The following is an 18,823-nucleotide window of genomic DNA, read 5'->3' on the forward strand; positions in this document are numbered from 1 at the left end:
AAATCGTGCACTTTGCTGATAAAGTCTTGGATAAGCTGATGGGAATGCCGTCGAAACCGGTTGTGAAGAGCCGCGGCTGCAGCCATGATGGCATGATTCTGGAGCATTCGGCGGATAGGGTTCGAACCCGGCGTTCTATCTTCGGATTTCGCTTCGCCGGCAGTGTTTGAGTAGCCGGGCTTCGGTATTTTGTTGTTGCGTTCCTCCTCGTGAATGAGCGGGCGCCTGTCTGGCGACGGCGCGTCCCGCATGACTTGAAATAGGTAGTGTGAAGCTCCACTTGTTAACCAAGTGAGAGAGCCGGCTAATCCTCCCAGGGCCGGCGAAGAGCCCGGGAACGGGACGACGGAAAGGAAATAACATGAGTAAGAAAACGTCTGCGGCACACGAGAGCATTGCCTATCCGGTATTGCCGTTGCGCGACATCGTGGTTTTCCCCCACATGATCGTGCCTCTGTTCGTCGGACGGGAGAAATCCATTCGCGCGCTGGAAGAGGTCATGGGATCGGACAAGCAGATCATGCTCGTCACCCAGATCAATGCCAGCGATGATGATCCCGCGCCGGACGCCATCCACAAGGTCGGTACCGTTGCAAATGTTCTGCAGCTGCTGAAACTGCCCGACGGCACCGTGAAGGTGCTGGTCGAAGGCCGTGCGCGCGCAGAGATCGACGAATACACCGCCCGCGAGGATTTCTACGAAGCCCTCGGCCATGTTCTGCATGAGCCGGAGGAAGATCAGGTCGAGCTCGAAGCTCTGAGCCGCTCGGTCGTTTCCGAGTTCGAGAGCTATGTGAAGCTCAACAAGAAGATCTCGCCGGAAGTGGTCGGCGCCGCCAGCCAGATCGACGACTATTCGAAGCTGGCCGACACCGTTGCATCGCACCTGTCGATCAAGATCACCGAAAAGCAGGAAATGCTGGAAACCACCAGCGTCAAGGCTCGCCTGGAGAAGGCGCTCGGCTTCATGGAAGGCGAGATTTCGGTCCTCCAGGTCGAAAAGCGCATCCGCTCGCGCGTCAAGCGCCAGATGGAGAAGACGCAGCGCGAATACTATCTGAACGAGCAGATGAAGGCGATCCAGAAGGAGCTCGGCGACGGCGAGGAAGGCCGCGACGAGATGGCCGAACTGGAAGAGCGCATCGCCAAGACGAAGCTGTCGAAGGAAGCCAAGGAAAAGGCCGATGCCGAGCTGAAGAAGCTGCGGCAGATGAGCCCGATGTCGGCTGAAGCGACGGTCGTGCGCAACTATCTCGACTGGCTGCTGGGTATCCCCTGGCACAAGAAGTCGAAGATCAAGACTGACCTGAACAACGCCGAGAAGATCCTCGAGCAGGATCACTTCGGCCTCGACAAGGTCAAGGAGCGCATCGTCGAATATCTGGCCGTCCAGGCTCGCGCGACCAAGATCAAGGGACCGATCCTGTGCCTCGTCGGCCCTCCGGGCGTCGGCAAGACCTCGCTCGCCCAGTCGATCGCCAAGGCGACCGGCCGTGAGTATGTCCGCATGGCGCTTGGCGGCGTTCGCGACGAGGCCGAGATCCGCGGTCATCGCCGTACCTATATCGGCTCGATGCCCGGCAAGGTCATCCAGTCGATGAAGAAGGCCAAGAAGTCCAACCCGCTCTTCCTGCTCGACGAGATCGACAAGCTCGGCCAGGACTATCGCGGCGATCCGTCTTCTGCCCTGCTGGAAGTGCTGGACCCGGCGCAGAACTCGACCTTCATGGATCACTACCTGGAAGTCGAGTACGATCTGTCCGACGTGATGTTCATCACGACGGCGAATACGCTGAATATCCCCGCGCCCCTGATGGACCGCATGGAGATCATCCGTATCGCCGGCTACACCGAAGACGAAAAGCGCGAGATCGCCAAGCGGCACCTGCTGCCGAAGGCCATCAAGGAGCATGCGTTGCAGCCGAACGAGTTCTCGGTTACGGACGGCGCGCTGATGGTCATCATCCAGCAGTACACCCGCGAAGCCGGCGTGCGTAACTTCGAGCGCGAATTGATGAAGCTCGCCCGCAAGGCGGTCACCGAGATCATCAAGGGCAAGACCAAGTCGGTCGCCGTCACGGCTGAGAACATACCGGACTATCTCGGCGTGCCGCGCTTCCGTCATGGCGAAGCCGAGCGCGACGATCAGGTCGGTGTTGTCACCGGTCTCGCCTGGACTGAGGTCGGCGGCGAGCTGCTGACGATCGAAGGGGTGATGATGCCGGGCAAGGGCCGCATGACGGTCACCGGCAACCTGAAGGAAGTCATGAAGGAATCGATCTCCGCGGCGGCCTCCTACGTCCGCTCGCGTGCCGTCGATTTCGGCATCCAGCCGCCGCTCTTCGACAAGAGCGACATCCATGTGCACGTACCGGAAGGTGCGACGCCGAAGGATGGTCCGTCGGCCGGTGTCGCCATGGCAACCGCGATCGTTTCGATCATGACCGGCATCCCGGTTTCCAAGGATGTCGCCATGACGGGTGAAATCACGTTGCGCGGCCGCGTGCTGCCGATCGGCGGCCTGAAGGAAAAGCTGCTGGCGGCACTGCGCGGCGGCATCAAGAAGGTGCTGATCCCGGAGGAAAACGCCAAGGATCTGGCGGAGATCCCGGACAACGTGAAGAACAGCATGGAAATCATCCCCGTGTCGCGCATGGGCGAGGTGATCAAGCATGCGCTTGTTCGCCGGCCCGAGCCGATCGAGTGGGACGGCACCGTGGAAACGCCTGTAATTGCTACGGTTGAGGGCGTTGACGAAGTGGGTTCGACCATCGCTCATTGAGGCGCTTTGCCTCAATTCCGTCGAATTGACATAAAAGGCGAAAAGACCGGCAATTTTGCCGGTCTTTTTTTGTGAAAAGCGTATGGCAACGCTTGCTTTTCCTTGATTTGCAGGGCTTTTGGGGGTGCGGCGGGTAAGAGCATTCCTATTTGCGCCCCGCTTACTGATAAGTCGTTTCATACCAAAGAAAGGGGTGGAAACATGAACAAGAATGAGCTCGTGTCCGCAGTGGCCGAGAAGGCCGGTATCACGAAGGCTGACGCTGCTTCCGCTGTTGACGCTGTTTTCGATACTGTCCAGGCTGAACTGAAGAAGGGCGGCGATATTCGCCTCGCCGGTTTCGGCAGCTTCACCGTTTCCCACCGTGCAGCCACGAAGGGCCGCAACCCGTCCACCGGCGCTGAGGTCGACATTCCTGCTCGTAACGTACCGAAGTTCACGCCCGGCAAGGGCCTGAAGGACTCGGTCAACAGCTAATTCGTTTTCACCCGCCGCGAGGCTTTTGCCTTGCGGGTGGATACATTGGGGCCTGCGCTTGCGCGGGCCCTTTTTATTGGCCCGGCTCTGTCAGAGCAGCGTTCGGCCGCCGTTGACGGCGAGCTTCTGGCCCGTGATGAAATCCGCCTTGTCCGATGCGAGAAAAACGACGGCATTGGCAATATCCTCGGGCTTCCCGAAGTGGTTGAGCGGCGTGTGCGCGAGATAGCCGTCCTTTGCCTGCTGCGGTGCGTCGGCGTGGCGCTCCACCGGAATCCAGCCCGGGGCAACGAGATTGACGGTGATCCCCTCCGGCGCCAGCTCTCGTGCCCAGGAGCGTGTCATTGCCAGCATGGCGCCCTTGGCCGAAGCATAGTTGCCGAAATTGGGATTGCCGAGTTCCGCGACTTCAGAGCCGATATTGATGATTCTGCCCGATTTGCGCGCCCGCCAATCCGGCAGCACCGCCTGCAACAGTTCCAGAGGCGCCTTGACGAAGAATTCGAGCTGATCGAGATAGCTCCGCCAGGATTGTTCCATGAGAGGCATTTCCGGCTGATGACCCGTCGCATTGTTGACGATCAGGTCGACGGGGCCGAGCGATGCCCTGATCTCGTCGAGACCGCCGGCAAGCTGCTCCTTGTCGATGACGCTGAATCGAGCGGCATAAGCCTGCCCGCCGCGCTGCCGAATGGTGTCGGCGATCTTCTCGGCTCCCTGCGTGTCGCTCGCATAATTGACGGCGACCGCCCAGCCGGCCTCGGCAAGTGCCAGCGCGATTACCGCGCCGAGGCCGCGAGAGGCGCCCGTTACCAGCGCTACTTTCATTGCATCCTCCTCCATATTCCTTTCCGATAGCGTCAGAACGGCCGAAGACGTGCCCCGGCCATCCGTTTCGGACCGGCTGTTACCAGCGATGATGGACGTGCGGCGCGATCAGGCGCTCGTAGATCTCGCGCGTTGCCGCCATGACCTCGGCCGAGAGCGGCGCAAGATCGGCTGCGGCCGCGTTGGCCTTGGCCTGCTCGGCATTGCGCGCACCCGGAATGACGACGGTGACGGCTTCGTTCATCAGGATCCAGCGCAGGGCGAAGGCTGCCATGCCGGTGCCGGCAGGCACCAGTTTGCGCACCTCTTCCACGGCCTGGAGACCCACCTCGAACGGAACGCCCGCAAAGGTCTCCCCGACATCGAAGGCCTCGCCATGACGGTTGAAGTTGCGGTGATCGTCGCTGGCAAACTGCGTGTCGCGGGTAATCTTGCCGGAGAGCAGGCCGGAGGCGAGCGGAACGCGGGCGATGACCGCCACGTTCTTGCGCCTGGCCTCCTTGAAGAACAGATGGTCTGGCCGCTGGCGGAAGATGTTGTAGATGATCTGGATGCTGAGCACGCCCGGATATTCGATTGCCTTCAGCGCTTCCTCGACCTTCTCGACACTGACGCCATATCCCTTGATCTTGCCGGCTTTCTGCAATTCGTCGAGGCTGGCGAACACCTCCGGCCGATAGAGGACCTCGGTCGGCGGGCAATGAAGCTGCACCAAGTCGAGGCTTTCCACGCCGAGGTTCCCCAGGCTGCGGTCGATGAAGCTTTCGAGATTGGCCTTGGTATAGCCGTCAGCGGCATGCGGGCTCAGCCGGCGGCCGGCTTTGGTCGCCACCATCGGACGCTTGCCGCCACGGGTCTTCAAGACGTCTGCAATGATTTTTTCCGAGCGGCCGTCGCCGTAGACGTCGGCGGTATCGATGAAGGTCATGCCGGCATCGAGAGCGGCGTTCAGGGCCGCACGGCCGTCGGCCTCGCTGACATCGCCCCACGCACCGCCGATCTGCCAGGCACCGAAGCCGACATCCGTAACGATAAAGGGCGTGCGTCCGAAAGCATGATGTCTCATGAGATGTCTCCTCTCTTTTGATCGCCGGGTAACAGCGCAGTAGCAGCCGTCCGGGCAGGTCACAAGCGCGCATCCGCGATCGAGGATCGCAATCGCGTGAACCGGGAATGGACGGGGCGTGCGTCCGCTGACGAAACCGTTGGATGACGCGGCCGGCGCGGTATTCATCGCGCCGTCGTTTGCTTAAGAAGGAGGGACCGGATTTCTGACTGTTATCGGAGCCCATGCCCTCTTTCAGCTTCATCCACGCCGCCGACCTGCATCTTGGCAGCCCTTTCCAGGGCTTGGCCCTGAAGGATGCCGCCATTGCCGCCGTCTTTGTCGAGGCCAGCCGCAAGGCCTTCTCGACGCTCGTCGGGCTGGCGATCGAAAGACGCGTCGATTTCTTCGTCATTGCCGGCGATGTCTATGACGGCGATTGGAAGGACAACAAGATCGGCCTGTTCTTCAATCGCGAGATGGCGCGGCTGGAGCGGTCGGGCATCCCGGTCTACCTGCTGCGCGGCAATCACGATGCGGCAAGCGTCATCACCAAGACCATCACCTTGCCGTCGAACGTCCATGAGTTTCCGACCGGCAAGCCGGGCAGTTTCAGGCTGGATGCGTTGCAGGTGGCGCTTCACGGTCAGGGGTTTGCGGAACGTTCCGCCAACGACAATCTGGCGCTTTCCTATCCGGCACCCGTTTCCGGCTGGTTCAACCTCGGCATTCTCCACACCTCGCTCACCGGCCGCGAGCCGCATGCGCCCTATGCGCCGTGCTCGGTCGATGATCTGCGGTCGCGCGGCTATGATTACTGGGCGCTCGGTCATGTGCATGATTTCGAAGTTGTGGCGCGGGATCCGCTCGTCATCTTTCCCGGCAATCTGCAGGGCCGCAATATCCGCGAACGCGGCGCCAAGGGTGCGGTGCTGGTGACCGTCGAAGACGGCCGGATCGAACATGAGCGCATCATCGTCGACGAGGCGCGTTTCGCGCAGGCCGATATCGTCGTCGATCCGGAGGACGATCAGACGGCGATCCTCCGTCGTGTGGAGCAGGGGGTGCAGCCCCTGGCCGATGAGATGCAAGGGCGCATGACTGCGCTGCGCGTGCGGCTTTCCGGCGTCTCGCCGCTGCATGGGACGATCGCCGCCAACCGCCAGCAATGGCGCGATGAAGTGGAGGCCGCCTGCCATCGGGTGCATGAGGATATCTGGCTTGAGAAACTGGAATTGCGGCTGGAGCCGTCGCCTGAGAGAACGGCGGAAGCGGATGGCGCGCTCGATCTGCGTCAGCTCCTGGGCGAGCATGCCGGCGATGCCGATATCGCGGCGGAAGCGAGCCGGCTGATCGATGAGATTGCGGTGCGCCTGCCGGGCGGCCTTGGCGCGACGGAGCAGCCTCTGGACGACGGCGTGGAAGCCCTCGTCGAAGAGGCGCGGCAACTGCTGCTGGCACGCGGGCAGGGGGCAGGCTGATGCGCTTTACCCGGCTCGATATTCTGCGCTACGGCGCGTTGACCGATCGCACCCTCGATTTCCGCGCCGGCGCGCGGCTGCATGTCATCTATGGCCCGAACGAGGCCGGCAAGTCCTCGGCGCTCAGCGCGATCTCCGATCTCCTGTTCGGCTTTCCTGCCGCTGCCGAGCAGAGCTTCCTGCATGAACCCAATACGTTGCGGATCGGTGCCGATATCAGCGCGCGCGATGGCGGGTTGCTGCGCTTCCGCCGCCGCCGTGGCCGGAAGGGAACGCTCCTTGCCCCTGACGACAAGGAAACGCCGCTGGCCGAGGATGCGCTCTCGCCCTTTCTCGGCAACTTGAGCCGCGATGTCTTCGAGCGGGCTTTCGGGCTGGACTCGCAGCGGTTGCGGCAGGGCGCGACCGCCATGCTGCGCAGCGGCGGCGAGATCGGCAGCCTGCTGTTTTCGGCCGCCTCCGGGCTGACCGGCCTGTCCCGCCTGCGTCAGACGCTGGAATCGGAGGCCGACGGCATCTATGCGGCCCGGCGCTCGAAGGATCGCGGTTTCTATCAGGCACTCGACCGCTACGAGGATGCCCGCAAAGCCGAGCGGGATAACGAGCTGAAATCCGGCGATTGGAAAAAGCTCCTTGCCGAAGCGGCCGAGCTGGAGGCGGAGCTGGAGCGCTTGCAGACGGAACGTCATGGTACGCGGGAGGCGCTGGACCGGCTCAAGCGGCTGAAGACCTTGCAGCCCTTGCTCGCTGAAATCGACGCGGAAAGTCTGGCGCTCGATGATCTGGCCGATCTTGCCGCGATACCGGACAGCTTCGCCGACACGCTCGAGCAGCGGCTGCGCGACCGCCAGGCGACCGAAGAGGAGTTGCGACGGGCCCGACAAGCTGTTGCACGGGCGGAAGAAGACCTGTCGCGCATTCAGGTCGACGAGGCTCTGTTGCAGATTGCGGGCGATATTACGCAGCTCTTTGCCGATACCGGCAACTACCGCGCTCAGCGCCATGACCTGCCGCGCGTCGATCAGGAGCTCGCCGGCTATGACACGACGCTCCTGCAGCTCGCCCGCCGTCTCGGCCTTGCCGAGGTCGATCTGGAGCATCGCCAGCCGAGCGATGTCGACCGTACGCGGCTGGCTGAGCTGGTGGAACAGGGCAGACAGCTTGCGCGGCAAATGCAGTCTCTATCCGAGCAAGCCGAGAGCGAGCGCAAGCAACTGGCCGCTCTGGAGAGGGATAGCCTTGCGGGCCGGCTGATCGATCCGAGACCCTATAGCGATCAGCTGGAGGCGCTGGGCAGCGATCTCTCCGCGCTGGCCCGTCTTGATGGGCTGGAAACGCAGATACGGCGCATCGAGGCCGATCTTGATGAGGCGGCCGGACGGCTGCAGCCACCAGTCGGTGACATCGCCGCGCTCTTCGCGGCAGCCCTTCCGGAAGCGGCTGAGATTGCAGTGCATCGAGACGCCATCGACGCTGCTCGTTCGAAAGTGCGCGAAGCGGCCGGAAAGCTTGAGAACTATGACGAGCAGCTGGCAGAGATGGAACAAACGCTCGCAGAGGCCGAGCGTACAGGACCAGTCGTCACGCGCGAGCAGATCGCCGCTGCGCGTGAGGGCCGCGATGGGCAATGGGCTTCGATCCAGCAAAGGTGGACGGATGGCGCCGCGCCGGAGGCGAGGCTGCTTGCGGCACTGACCTTGAGCCTCGCCGAGACCGATCGCCTCGCCGATGCCGCCCTGAACGATGCGGATCGTGTTGCGCGCCACGCCGACTATCGCTTGCGTCAGGCGCGCTTGCTGCAGGAACGGGAGCGGGCCTCCCGCCACCTCGCGAGCTGTGAGAAGGCGCTCCAGAATGCCCAGGCGACCTTTGCCGGCCTTTTTGAGCACTGCGGTGTCGATGCGCTCGACCCTTCGACAATGCTGGAGTGGCGGCGCGGGGTGGAGCTGCTGCGCCGCGAGCGCAAGGCATTGCGGGATCTGTGCGACGAGAGGGATGAGAATGCGCAGGCGGAAGGCCGTGTCCTGCCCGCCCTGCAGGACATCGTCGAGGCGACCGGCTATAAAGGCGGCCGCCTGCCGCCCGCCGCGATTGCCGAAGGGCTGCGTAAGCACTTGCGCCTTCTTTCGGAACGCTGGAGCGAAAGCCGCACGCGGGAAGGGGAGATCGGTGCTGCGCGCGACCGGCTGGCCCGCTTCGACGATCAGCAGCAGATATTGGAACGGCAGCATGCCGAGTGGCGCGGTGCGTTCGGCAAGGCCGTGGAGCTCATGGGCCTGCCTGCCGATACGACGCTGGAAATGGCGAACGCTGCCCTGAAGGCATGGGAAGAGCTGCCCGATCTTCTGGCGGAGCGTGAAAACCGTTTGCGCCGTGTCAATGGCATGCGTCGCGACATGGCGGATTTCGAGCGGCGCTTGGCGACGCTTGCTGCCAATAGCGGCTATGAATTGGACCATTTGCCGCCGGACGCCGCCGTCGAGGCACTCCACACCCGCGTCAATGCCATGCGTGGCGAGCTGAAGAAGCGCGACGGCCTCGAAGAGGAGCGGCAGCGCGGGGAAGCGCAGGTCGTGCGCCAGGAGGCCGCGCTTGCGGCCATCACAGACGATCTCGATCGTCTGACCGCCGATCTGGGCGGCGTGGACGACCCGCCGGCTTTGCTCTCGCGGCTGCGCGAGCGCCTGCGGCTGACTGCGCGTCTCCGTGAAAGCCGCGATCGTTTCCGCCAGCAGGCAGATGGAAAAGCCGAAGGCGACCTTCGCGCCGATCTGATCGGCTTCGAAAGGGTCGCTGCCGATCTCGAAATCGAGCGATTGACCGAGGAAGATCAACGGCAGTTCGCCAGGCACGGCGAGCTTTCGGCACGGCTGGCGGAAAACCGTCGTCAGCGGCAGGCGCTGGAAACGGGGAACAGTGCCGAATATGCGGTTTTCGAGAAGCTTTCCGCCGAGCAGGAGGCCAAGGACCTTGCGCGGCAATGGGTTGTCCTCAAGATTGCGGCCCGCATGCTGGCGGGCTCGATGGAGGCTTATCGCGAAAAGCAGGCCGATCCTGTCGTCAAGCGGGCGGGAGAACTGTTTTCGCAGCTGACCGGCGGCCGCTTTTCCCGTCTTGTCGAAGCTCACGACGACGGCGACACGCTGCAATTGCTGGCGGAACGTGCCGCCGGCGAACGCGTGCCACTGGATGGCTTGAGCGAAGGCACGGGCGACCAACTCTATCTTGCCTTGCGGCTGGCATTTCTCGAGGATTATTCCACCCGGAATGAACCGGCGCCGTTGATCGTCGACGATATTTTCCAGACGTTCGACGACGAGCGCGTTGGCGCCGGGCTGCGGGTTCTTGCGGCAACGGCGGATCGTTTCCAGACGATCCTGTTCACCCACGAGATGAGCGTTGTCGACATCGCCAAAAGCGAAATCGGCGGGGACCTCGATCTGATCCGGCTCTGATCGAGACCAACCCGGATCGCGTGCTACGTCATCGATGGAATATGAAGTCGTGTCGGGATCACGATCCTGGGGTCCGACTTGTCCCGGCTGTAAGCCGGGTTGAGTGAGCGATCGATGAAGTTCTGCGTGGCATGCAATCGGCGCAGATTCTGCTTCTCCTGCTCGAAACGCTTCTTTCGTTCGCCGGATTTGTCCGATCCGCGCGAAAGCGATTCATGATGATAGAGGCAGGCGAAGGGTGTCCAGATAATGCGGAAGCCGGCCTTGTACGCGCGCAGGCAATAGTCGACATCGTTGTAGGCGACCGCAAAATTCTCCTCGTCGAACAAGCCGATCTTGCGCAGGCAATCGCCTGAAATCAGCATCACCGCCCCGGTCACGCAGGTCATGGTGTTGCGCACATGCAGCCGGTTCATCGGCCCGCCGAACTCCTTCGGCTTGTTCATGTACCAGTGGCCGGCCAGCCCGCCGAAACCGATCACCACGCCCGCATGCTGCATCTTTTCATTCGAAAACAGCAGCTTGGCGCCGACGATGCCGGTTCTGTCATAAGCGAGGCAGGAGACCATTTCCTTCAGCCAGCCCGGCTCCATGACTTCGACATCGTTATTGAGGATCAGGTAGTGTTCTCCGGTCGCCGTACTCAGGCCGCGATTGATCGAGCGCGAGAAATTGAAGGCTTCCGGTGCGATGGACTCGGAAAATCGCGGCTCGGCCTGACGGTAGCGATCGTAGAGCTCGAGCACCGCTGGATCCGTGGAGCCGTTGTCGATGACCAGAACTTCGAAGTTGGGATAGTCCGTCTTTGCGAAGATGTCGCCGAGGATGCGCGAGATCAGATCGAAATTGTCCTTGCTCGGAATGACGATCGAGATTTTCGGCCATTCCCGGGGCGGCTCGAACCTGATGCGATGCAGCGTCTTGGTCAGCGCTCCTTCGACCTCTATCGCCTGCCGCTGCCGCTCGAATCTCTCGGTCAGAGCCTTTCTGGCGTTCACCGTGGCGGCGTCCATGAATTTGCGCGAATAGGTCTTGCCGTTGCGGCGCCACCAGTAAGCCGGATAGGGCAGGTGCAGGATGCTGTCTTCGGGAAGGCCTTCCAGATACCGCAGCAGAAGATCGTAATCCTGCGAGCCATCATAGCCGGTGCGGAGATAGCCGATTTCCCGAAGCCGGTCGTGACGGTAGACGGAGAAATGGTTGATATAGTTGACGCCCGTCAGCAGCACGGAATCATAGGCCGGCTTCAGCATGACGCCGGTCGGCTTCAGGGTGTCGTCGACCACCAGCTCGTCGGTATAGAGAAAATTCGCTTTCGGATTTTGCTCCAGCGTATGGCGAATGAGCTTGAAGGCATGGGGGGCGATCACGTCGTCATGATCGAGTAAGGCGATCCATTGCCCTTTCGCATGGGACAAACCGGCATTGGTGGCCGCCGCAATGCCGCCGTTGCGCTCGTTCAGCACGAAGCGGACATTATCCTTCGATTGCTGGCTCTCGTACCATCGTCGCGTTTCCGGTGATGTCGAACCGTCATCGCTGAGAAGGAGCTCGATGCCTTGCTCACCCTGGGTTTCGAAAGATTTGACGAGGTCGTCCAGATAGCGCGGCGGTGCATTGTAGACGGGAACGACGACGCTCAGCCACGTTCCGGCGGTTACGGAGACAGGCGCCGCAGCCAGCTCGGAGGCAAGACGATAGCTGGCGTCCGCATATTGCACGGTCAGGCTTGCGCCGCGTCGCCCGAAGCGCAGTCTGGGTAACTTCATCCAATGCCGCGGCAGTTTGCCGAGATCGATGCGCCTGGTTTTTTCGTCCGCTCCAAGAATCTCAGCAATATACTTCTCCGCCGACTTCGCGGATGCAAAGGCCACGGCATCGAATTGAAACCGCGTCGGGAAAGTGGCGGGATCGGCACGCAGGGCGCAGATGCTGCCGGCTGAACCGATATCCGCGGTGATGATGAAGCGATGCCCTTCGGAAAACGTGACCGTATCCTTCTCACGGAAGCCGTAACCGCGATTGACATAGAATTTCGGGTCTATCGGCTCATCGGCGGCCGTCAGATGAATGACGATCATTCTTTTGCGAACCGGCGGGAATCGGATCTCGAATGCCGGATCGTCGCCAAGGGACGTCCACAGGCCGGCATGCGCGCCGATGGATATGTCGCGTTCGAGGTCGGCGTTCGGTACGATTTTGAGTGTCATCGAAATATTTTTATCCAGACGCCTTTTGACGTTGCCTATGAGATTTCAGTTTCGGGCCGTACCACGAACGGCTCGAAACATATGCCGGGAAATGCCGGGCTCGCATGCAGTTGCATTTTCTCGATCGAGTGTCTTGTCGCGTCGCGCGCGGCAAGCCGGCGCTCACGATCGCTCACCAGCTGCTCTATAGCAGCCAACCACTCTTCCTGTGTATTGCCGATATGAAACTCTCCGGCGACCGCGCAGCGTGCAAAGGCCGGGCATCGGGAAAATATGGCCGCTGCCTGCAGGCGGCTGATGTCGATCCGCTTGGTATCGGAACGGCTCTCATTCGTCCTGCCCGGCAACAAGGGGGCCAGAGCGATATCCGCATTGTGATGCGTTGTCCGCGCCAGATACGCCGGCCAGGACAGGGGCGGGGCGATCCTAACTCTCGACGGATCGATTCCCTGGCGGCGCCAGCGACGAGCCAGCGAGCCGGCGGCGAAAACCTCGAAATTCAGGTTTGCGTGCTTTTCCATCGCCTTCTTGACGATCGGCATCAGGAATTCATGTTCGCGGCGATGAATGCCGGTGGCATGGTAGACCATCGTCAGCGGATCGGCACTGCCATCCGTGTCGTTGATCGCAGTGGCAGGCAGTCTCGCCGGAAGGGGCGGCAGAATATCGATGCGGGAGTTCGTCGCGGCAAGGGCATTGGCGAGGGATTCGGTGGAGGCCCAGACGTGAGTCAGCAATCGATTGACCCGCGGCAGCGGGCGAACAGCCAATTTGATCAATCGGAATTTGTAGAGCCAGCTGGCTTCGTTGCCTGCTACGACGGCTGGAATGTCGTCGTCGACGAAATAGGCGATCCCGGCAAGAGCGCCGTGCCTTTCTTCCAGCCAGCGCAATTGCGGGCGCTTGATGTATCTACAGATGATGACGAAGAGCCCGTCGCTGTCGACGGCATCGAGCGGGTCGTCGAGTCCCTTCGTAAGAATCGGAATATCTCCGAGCCTCTTGGCCCGCTCATCGAGATAATAGCTGAAACTTGGATTCGGATGGCGCGACAGGATAAGCAGCCGTTTCGCGACGTGCTTACCCTTCGCTATCTGCGCTCCGGATTGCCGCGGCCTTGGAAGCAATTGGTAGACGATGTCGCGTAGAGTTTGCATGGATCGTCTGCGCAAAGCTACGCCAGACGGCTTCGGATACTCGAGAGGATACCGAAAGCGGCACCCCATGCCGCGAGCGTCCCTGCCAGGATCACACCGATCCAGAGCGCCCGCCGCGGATATTCGGCCTCATCGGGCAGGCTCGGGTTAAGGAATGCATCGAGGTAGAGGAGCTGCTGCTTGCTGACGAACTTGACCTGCTCAAGTGTCTTCATGCTCGTTGCGAATTGTTGCTCCGCGAGGCTCTGTTCGAGTTCGCGCTGGGACATATCCAGCGAAACGTCGGCGAGATTTTGCGCGGATTTGTTCTGTCCGGCGATCTGGCTGTTGAGCTGATCCAGCTGCTTTTTCTTGCTGTCGATTTCGCGCTTGAGCACGCGCATCTGCGGCGCATCTGCGGAGACGGTTCCCAGCAGCGCATCGTATTTTTGCTGAAGGTCTATGCCTTCCTTCTGAACGGAAGAGATCAGGGTCGTAAGGACCGTCGACGATCCCTCGACGCTCAAGACGCCGGTTTGATTGCGCGCCGCCAAAAGCTGATCCCGAGCCTTCTGCAACTGTTCCTTTGCATTGTCCATATTCGTCTGGGCTGTTGCGATGACGTCACGCCAGATGCGGTTGTTGACATCGTTGACGACGACTTCGGAGGCCGCCACGACCTCACGCAATACGTTCTGGGCATCGGCGGCCGTAAAGGCGCGGACCTTGACCGTCACGATGCCGCTATTCGCATCGACTTTGACCGAAACCATGCCGTCCCAGTAGTCGTACATCTTCTCTGAGCTTGCGCCCTTTTGGAGGCGTGCGATCGGGTCGATCGAGTCGTTTCCGTAGATCTTTTCGAAATCGACCTTGCTCTGGAGCGCGGCAACCATGTCCTTGCTGTCGATGAAGTTGGTCACGATCAAGGTATTCTGGACAATTTGTGCCGGCGGTAGTCCGGTAACCTGAGTCAGCTGGTTCTTACCAAGCGACGGGGTCGACGATCGCACGGTAAAACGGGCTTCCGATTGATATTGGTCGGATGCGATGCAGGTGAAGTAAACGATCGAAGCGATATTGGGAATAACAAGCAGGAGAACCGTCGATGCCAGCATGACTTTGCTGATGACCTGTTGCATCGGGCGCGGCCGCAAGCCGACGGCCTTGAACAACTGGCTTCGCCTCGAGGTCGAGAAGCGGAGTTTTCGCGCGGTCACGGACAGATTCGTGGCCACGTTCCGACTGTGCTCCGTTGCGCTGAGCTCAAGCGTTTTAGACGCATTTTCGGTATCGTGAGCCATAGTGGGCCTTACTGGTAATTCCCGGTGTTCTATCGATTCAATCTATAATAGGCTTCGATAGCCTGCTCTACCTTATCGAAGACGATAAGTCTGCCGTCTACTAGTACCATACCTTTGTCGCAATGCCTTTTAATCATGTTCATGCTGTGCGAGACCATGATGATATCGGAACTTTTACGTCTATTTTCGAACGCGGCGCGGCAGCGTTCCTGAAATCGGGCATCGCCGACCGCGAGAACTTCGTCCACCAGATAGCATTCGAATTCGATCGCCATCGATAGCCCGAATGCCAGCCGGGCGCTCATGCCCGAAGAGTAGGTGCGCACGGGCGCATCGAGATAATCGCCCAGTTCGGCGAATTCCTCGACAAAGCGGGACACACGCCTGACATCCTCGCCGTAGGCACGCGCGACGAAATGAACATTGGCCCGCCCCGTCATATAGGGATTGAAACCACTCGCCAGACCGAGAGGCCAGGAGACGCGAACGTCCTTGGAAATCCTGCCTGCGTTCGGCAATATCGTGCCGGCGATCATGCGGATCGTTGTCGATTTTCCAGCACCGTTGACGCCGAGCAGTCCATAGGAATAGCCGGAGCTGAACTCGCAATTCACTCGATCGAGAATAACCTTCCTGCCGCTTTGTGTCTTGAAGAACTTTGAGACATTCTTGAAGCGGATCATCGTGCCTCATTTCTCATATCCGATGATCCTCCACGGAAGCCCAGATAAGCGAAAGGGTTGCCCAGGCAACTGTGAGCGCAAGCAATATGATCAGCGGCGTGCTGACGCGGCGCGGAAAAATCGCTTCGTCGGGCAGCGTCGGCCGGACGAAGACGGCGAGATACAGCGTCTTGCGCAGGGCTTCGGCAAGCACCGTGTCATAATTCTTCTGCGCGCTCTCGTAGAGCTTCTCCGCGATCATGCGGTCGGTATCGAGTCTCGAATATTCCAGCAGGGCTTTTGCAAGGGTCACGTTCTCCGGCCCTGTCAGCTCCGATTGCATCTTGGCGATCTGGGCGTCCAGACTGTTCTTGGCCAGGGTCAGTTGTTGATAGTTCGGCGAGCTTTCGGCATTGGACTGGCGCATCACAAAGAGGCGCGTTTCGAATTCCATCTTCTGGGCCAGCAGGCCAGTCAGAATCGTGCCGCTGTTGTTGGCCTGCATCTGCGGGCTGAGGAGACCGGACGCGTTTTGAAACCGGTTGAGAGCGACCAGGGTATCGCCATAGGTCTTGCCGCTCGTTTCGACATCGGCTTTCATGCTCTGCACGATGTCGTTGCGTGCCCGTTCGGAGAGTTCGTTGATGAGTTTTTCGCTCTCGTCGACGATGGCATTCGCAAGCTTGACGGAATCTTCGGCTGAAAAGGCACGTACCTTCAGCGTGATGATGCCGGAGGAGACGTCTATGTACGCGCTGACGTGATCGTCCCAGTATTTCAAAAACTCCTCGTCGGAGCTGGAGGAACGAAATCGGGACAAAAAATCCGCATCCTGTCTGACAAACATCGACCGGTAATCGAGCTTCTTGCCGATTCGGTTCAATATCTCCGTCGAATGAATGAAGCTGGTAACGACATAGGCATCCTGCGAGGCGGAACGCATATTCAGAAGGCTGGACGATCCGCCCGTATTGCTTGAGGAATCGGTGTCGTCGCTTTTGTCGTTGGAGCTGGAACTGGAGACGGTCCGAACGGCGAAGCGGGCCTCCGTTACATATTGATCCGAGGCAATGAAGGCGTAGTAGATCGAGCTCGCCAGGAAGGGCAGGATCACGAGCAGAAGAAAGCTGATCAATCTCAGTGGCGGTTTGCCGCCGGATTGTGTTTTCGGTTGCGGCGCATCATGCACCGGTATGTATTCGACTTCCTCGACATCGGTGCGTTCGCGTTGCTTGGGCATCCTGCGCCGAAACAAGGATGGCAAAACATGCCGGCTTGTTTTTACCCGCGGATATTCCTGAACGATCGCGTCTTCAATGACTGGTTTTGGCATGTGGGTTTTTAATCGTTTGCGGCAAGTCAGGAGCTTTCGGTTTCATCGCCTCACGCACATAGTGATCGAAAATCAAATCCTCTTCGAGCATAAGTTCGGCAATATGCAATGAACGCAGCCGCGTCGCAATGTTTTCAAGAGCACTATGCCTGGGGGTCAGCGGAAAATCGTCAACCGAAATCCCCAGCAACTCGCCGACGGCTTGCTGAAAATAGAAGCTGTCCGTATCGAAGCCGACAACGGCAAAACGCGATAGAAGGTCGATAGCGGTGGCGACATCGCTGCGCGTAACGGTTTGCTCCGGTATCGTCGTGGCCAATTGCCGCGTGATCGGCGACACCAGAACGTTTCTGACATTCTGAGGCGCCTTCTTCAGCGCCATCTTGAGGGAGGCTTCGCTTTCCAGGTTGACCTCGGCGAGATGTTCGGCGGCAGGCGCCAGAATGATCTTGTCCCGGTCGCCGAAGAAGGAAATCTGAGTTTTCGCCATTCGCTTCAGAAGGAATATCCGCAGAGCCAGTTCATAATAAGGGTCCGTAAGCAGCACGATGACCTTGAAACCCTTGTCGAGGAATTCCTCATAATTGCGCATCAGCAGCCGGCCGCTAATATAGATCGACCGGATGGCGTTTAGATGAAAGGCTTGCAAGGCCGTTTCATGGCCGAAGCGTTCGACGGATGAAAGCTCATACTGAAAATGGCGGCCACAGTGGTAATCGAACTTGACCATCGGCAACAGCTGAGTCTCAAGCCGCAGCACCTTTAAGGGAACTATGTTCGGCGTCTGGGGCCGCCGGTAGATCAATAGTCCGGATTTGGCATCGTGAATCATCAGCGACGTGCGTTTCGCCAGATCCGGAATGACCGTCGTGTCGAGTTTGAAGCCGACAAGACCGTCTTCATGCCTTCCCGAATCGATGACTGCCTGTTTGACCTGATTACACGGGAGCACCATCAGATCGCCGTCGGCATCCGATACCCTGATTTGCGGCTTGTCGGAAAAGCCGTCGGGGATGAGATAGCCCTCGAGCACATTGCCGCGATCGTATTCGAGGTTAAAAAGCACGGATATCCTCCGGCGCTTTCACCCCACTGGGGCGAGATCCGGGGAGGTGTTTGCCGCGCGCGGGGCCATGAGCCGCGTGATGCTCGCCGACATTGCAAATATCGAGTTCCGACATTCGAGCCCCGTCAGGTATTTGCAGGCGCTTTTCGCGCCAGCAGCGAAAAGCTGGGGCCGCCGGGATGACTGAGATCTTCATCTCGGATGGTGATCTCGTTAAAGCCGAATTCGCGCAAAAGTGTCAATATGTCGTCTCTGTGCATCCAGAAGTGCCGGTCCTTCATGCCGCCGCAGAAGGAGGCGTTGGCATTGGCATGATGATAGCTGCGCTCGTAATAGCGTACCGGAATGTCGTTTATCATTTTCGTTTCGACTTTGCCACTGAACGGCAGCCGCCGCACGTCGTCCGCAGGCATTGCCTCCTCCAGAACGAAATGCGTCCAGATGAAAACGGCATTGCAGCGCTTCGCCAGCAAGCGAAGAAACTCACCGGGATCAGGCATATGATACAGGACGCCGGACGCAAGCGCAAAGTCGTAGACTTCCTCATGCTCGGTCAGCCATGCCTGGATATCGCCCAGCATGAAAGCGGCCGTGTCGATATTCAGGATCTGCTTGGTAATCAGGCACCTTAAAAAACAGAGGCGGTTCGCCTCGATCGAATCTATTCGCGCCGGCCGCTGGCCGTTCAGCATATGAGTGTGCATTCCCTCCAGCGGGCCGACTTCGAGAACGGCCTTGCCTTTTATCGATCCGAAGGTTTGCAATGCCCAGGCTATGCGGTCGTCCGCATAGAGAGGCAGCTTGCCGGCGGTGAGCTTGAGCGCCGGCGGAAAAGCGCAGTTCCATCCCTGAAGGGCATCGACGGCATTCTGATGGGCTGGCTTGGCTTGCTCATACTGATCGAATATCTCCAGGGAGTTTTTCGATGCCTTCTTTGGGGAACGTCTTGAAAAACCGAGCATTAATATACAACCTTCATTACCGTCGGCCTGATGCCGATCTGAAGAGACTGCCGGATCGGCTTCGAATGGAGGAGCAATACCA

Annotated in this window: 13 protein-coding genes; 4 read left to right on the forward strand and 9 right to left on the reverse strand. The window is 59.8% G+C overall.

Translation table 11 applies throughout. From position 1 onward, the window contains the following. The first annotated feature begins 361 nt into the window (after window positions 1–361). Window positions 362–2,782, forward strand: a complete 2,421-nt coding sequence (gene lon / locus ACJJVH_RS04465) for an endopeptidase La (RefSeq protein WP_112797307.1) — start codon at window positions 362–364, stop codon at window positions 2,780–2,782. 201 nt (window positions 2,783–2,983) lie between these two features. Further along, window positions 2,984–3,259, forward strand: a complete 276-nt coding sequence (gene hupB / locus ACJJVH_RS04470; protein WP_015339480.1) for a DNA-binding protein HupB — start codon at window positions 2,984–2,986, stop codon at window positions 3,257–3,259. A gap of 90 nt (window positions 3,260–3,349) precedes the next feature. Here the strand turns inward: hupB and ACJJVH_RS04475 are convergent, their stop codons facing one another. Continuing rightward, window positions 3,350–4,087: an SDR family oxidoreductase gene (locus ACJJVH_RS04475; RefSeq protein WP_412064808.1), complete on the reverse strand. Its 738-nt coding sequence runs from the start codon at window positions 4,085–4,087 to the stop codon at window positions 3,350–3,352. Between the two features lie 79 nt (window positions 4,088–4,166). Further along, window positions 4,167–5,153, reverse strand: coding sequence for an aldo/keto reductase (locus ACJJVH_RS04480; RefSeq protein ID WP_412064809.1), 987 nt, complete (start codon window positions 5,151–5,153; stop codon window positions 4,167–4,169). 224 nt (window positions 5,154–5,377) lie between these two features. Here ACJJVH_RS04480 and ACJJVH_RS04485 point away from each other — a divergent pair, with 224 nt between their 5' ends. Together ACJJVH_RS04485 and ACJJVH_RS04490 are read left to right on the forward strand one after the other, a co-directional pair. After that, window positions 5,378–6,613 (forward strand): metallophosphoesterase family protein, encoded by a 1,236-nt coding sequence (locus ACJJVH_RS04485; protein ID WP_412064810.1) that lies wholly within the window; start codon window positions 5,378–5,380, stop codon window positions 6,611–6,613. Then, the gene (locus ACJJVH_RS04490; RefSeq protein ID WP_412064811.1) at window positions 6,613–10,068 is read left to right on the forward strand and encodes an AAA family ATPase; all 3,456 of its coding nucleotides are present in this window, start codon (window positions 6,613–6,615) and stop codon (window positions 10,066–10,068) included. Before ACJJVH_RS04485 ends, ACJJVH_RS04490 begins: the two co-directional genes overlap by 1 nt. Before the next feature lie 23 nt (window positions 10,069–10,091). On the opposite strand, the gene ACJJVH_RS04495 is transcribed toward ACJJVH_RS04490, so the two are convergent. From ACJJVH_RS04495 to ACJJVH_RS04525, 7 genes are all read right to left on the reverse strand, one after another. Continuing rightward, window positions 10,092–12,278, reverse strand: a complete 2,187-nt coding sequence (locus ACJJVH_RS04495) for a glycosyltransferase family 2 protein (protein ID WP_412064812.1) — start codon at window positions 12,276–12,278, stop codon at window positions 10,092–10,094. Window positions 12,279–12,313: 35 nt separating this feature from the next. Continuing rightward, window positions 12,314–13,435 (reverse strand): hypothetical protein, encoded by a 1,122-nt coding sequence (locus ACJJVH_RS04500; RefSeq protein ID WP_412064813.1) that lies wholly within the window; start codon window positions 13,433–13,435, stop codon window positions 12,314–12,316. A 17-nt stretch (window positions 13,436–13,452) separates the two neighbouring features. After that, the gene (locus ACJJVH_RS04505; protein ID WP_412064814.1) at window positions 13,453–14,652 is read right to left on the reverse strand and encodes a capsule biosynthesis protein; all 1,200 of its coding nucleotides are present in this window, start codon (window positions 14,650–14,652) and stop codon (window positions 13,453–13,455) included. Window positions 14,653–14,747: 95 nt separating this feature from the next. After that, a complete protein-coding gene (locus tag ACJJVH_RS04510; RefSeq protein ID WP_112797321.1) occupies window positions 14,748–15,401 on the reverse strand; it encodes an ABC transporter ATP-binding protein in 654 nt (217 codons plus the stop codon). A gap of 13 nt (window positions 15,402–15,414) precedes the next feature. Continuing rightward, the gene (locus ACJJVH_RS04515; RefSeq protein ID WP_412064815.1) at window positions 15,415–16,620 is read right to left on the reverse strand and encodes a capsule biosynthesis protein; all 1,206 of its coding nucleotides are present in this window, start codon (window positions 16,618–16,620) and stop codon (window positions 15,415–15,417) included. A 73-nt stretch (window positions 16,621–16,693) separates the two neighbouring features. After that, the gene (locus ACJJVH_RS04520; RefSeq protein WP_412064816.1) at window positions 16,694–17,746 is read right to left on the reverse strand and encodes a hypothetical protein; all 1,053 of its coding nucleotides are present in this window, start codon (window positions 17,744–17,746) and stop codon (window positions 16,694–16,696) included. 158 nt (window positions 17,747–17,904) lie between these two features. Beyond that, a complete protein-coding gene (locus ACJJVH_RS04525; RefSeq protein WP_113370196.1) occupies window positions 17,905–18,741 on the reverse strand; it encodes a class I SAM-dependent methyltransferase in 837 nt (278 codons plus the stop codon). Between the last annotated feature and the right edge of the window lie 82 nt (window positions 18,742–18,823).

It is taken from the genome of Rhizobium sp. SYY.PMSO (assembly GCF_046840415.1).
GTDB lineage: Bacteria > Pseudomonadota > Alphaproteobacteria > Rhizobiales > Rhizobiaceae > Rhizobium.